The sequence below is a fragment of the Pedobacter sp. HMWF019 genome (genome assembly GCF_003061025.1).
Classification (GTDB): Bacteria; Bacteroidota; Bacteroidia; order Sphingobacteriales; family Sphingobacteriaceae; genus Pedobacter.
In genome coordinates this window covers 1-1,903 of sequence record NZ_QAIL01000600.1, presented here as the reverse complement: position 1 = coordinate 1,903, position 1,903 = coordinate 1, and the positions used below count along the sequence as shown (strand labels likewise).

The window sequence follows — 1,903 nt, the reverse complement described above, 5'->3', positions numbered from 1 at the left end:
CCCTTGCACACTAGAAAAGACGAGTAAAAACAGGCCAGTTAGTTGAATTATTAATCTGAATTTCATCTATTATATTTTTGTTCGTCCCTCATAAAAAATTACCAGCCTGGGTTTTGTTCCAGTTTTTTTCCATTAGCCGAATAAAAAGCAACTTCCTTCGTTGGTAAAGGTTGTAAATAATTTTTACCCGCATCAAAACGTCTGTTTGTTTCTGCAATGAGAAAACCATTTGCATCCACCTTAGTCAAATAACTGGGATCGCTGTATGGCGTCTTTCCAGCCCATTCTGTTCCTGCAATTTTAATTCCCTTAATATCAGCTTTAAGTTCAGTTTCAGCTATTTTCCATCTCCTTAGATCATCGTATCTAAAGCCCTCAAGAGAGAGTTCAACAGTCCTTTCTCGTCTGATCTCCGCTTGCATATTTAGGTTATTAGTATTTACAAAGGAATTGGTTAGATGAGGCATATTCACTCTGTCTCTAAGTTTATTGATGGAAATATTGAGGTCATTATCGCCTATAAAACCATTCTTTTCGTAAACCGCTTCAGCGTAAATTAACAATACCTCCGCATAACGAATAAGATGTCTGTCAAAATCAAAAAGGCTGGCATCTCCATTTCTACCAGAATTATTAGCCACTGGATCTTCTGACATATACTTATATAAAATATAACCTGTATTAAAATTTCGCTGCGGTTGATCCGGCCAGTTGGCTATCTTTGTGACAGGAAAGAAAACCCTGTTGGTCAAAGTCCCTGGTACGATCATAGTCATTGTCATTCTTGGATCCCTGTCCTGAAATTCTGAAACAAAAGTACCGTACCCTTTAAAAACTGTACCTGGTGAAGAAATAGGCAAACCATTTTTATCCAAATAAAGATCAGCCATCTTGCGGGTGGGATTATACCCATCAGAGTCATAGGCATAGGGCGCGTCTTGTCCAAATATATTTCTTGCATACCTCCGATCCAATATAGATTCCCTGGAATCATCCCCTGCTTCAATAAATAAATAGCGATAACTCTGGGGCCCACTTCCTGAATACAAGCTGTAAACGCCACTATTTATAATTCCCTGAGCGGCCAAAATAGCAGCATCAAGATACTTAGCTGCATTTGCATCCCCCCTGTACTTTTCCCAGGTACCTTCAAATAACGCGACTCTGGAAGTTAAGGCCAGTGCAGCTCCTTTGGTTATTCGTCCAATATCCGGAGCAGAAAGATCAGATTGAACAGGTAAATCATTGCTGGCCTCACTCAGATCTTTCAAGATCAAATCAACTGTTTCGGTACGAGACGACCTTGGTGTAAACAAAGCAGGATCATCTGCAGCCAACACCCTTGTAATTAATGGAACACCTCCATAAATCCTAAATAACTTCCAGTAATACCACGCCCTGAAAAACTTGGCTTCTGCAACATATTTTTTGATTTCTGCATCCGTGTTTCCTGCCCCCTTTTCAATAATATTATTTGCAGACCTTATATAATTGTAGCTGTTGGTCCACTGACCGGAGGTTTCGGAAGGTTGTAAATTGCCATTACTTACGGAATTGGGAAAGCTAAAGGCAATATCTGACTCCGTATCCTCCGAACCAAAACCATCCAGGCCCCTGTACATATTATTGGCAGCCAGTTTGAAATCACCCGCTGTTTTCCAGAAAGTGGCATCTGTAATACTGTCTTGTGACACCAGGTTCAGGTCTTTCTTGCAACCGTTGATTGCTATAAAAATCAACAATATCCAAATTAGGCCGCTACTTTTTATATTATATTTTTTCATGATGTTTCTTTTAAAATTTGACGTTTAAACCCAGAGAATAGACTTTATTGAATGGATAGGTCCCTTCATTACGATAACCATCTTCTGGATCAAAATTTCCACCTAAGGTTCCCTTAGAT

1 protein-coding gene is annotated in these 1,903 nt (G+C 39.4%); it reads right to left on the bottom strand.

Annotated elements, in window-relative coordinates; all coding sequences use genetic code 11:
• Nucleotides 1-98: 98 nt before the first annotated feature.
• Nucleotides 99-1,784, bottom strand: coding sequence for a RagB/SusD family nutrient uptake outer membrane protein (locus DBR11_RS28445; RefSeq protein ID WP_108555905.1), 1,686 nt, complete (start codon nt 1,782-1,784; stop codon nt 99-101).
• Between the last annotated feature and the right edge of the window lie 119 nt (nt 1,785-1,903).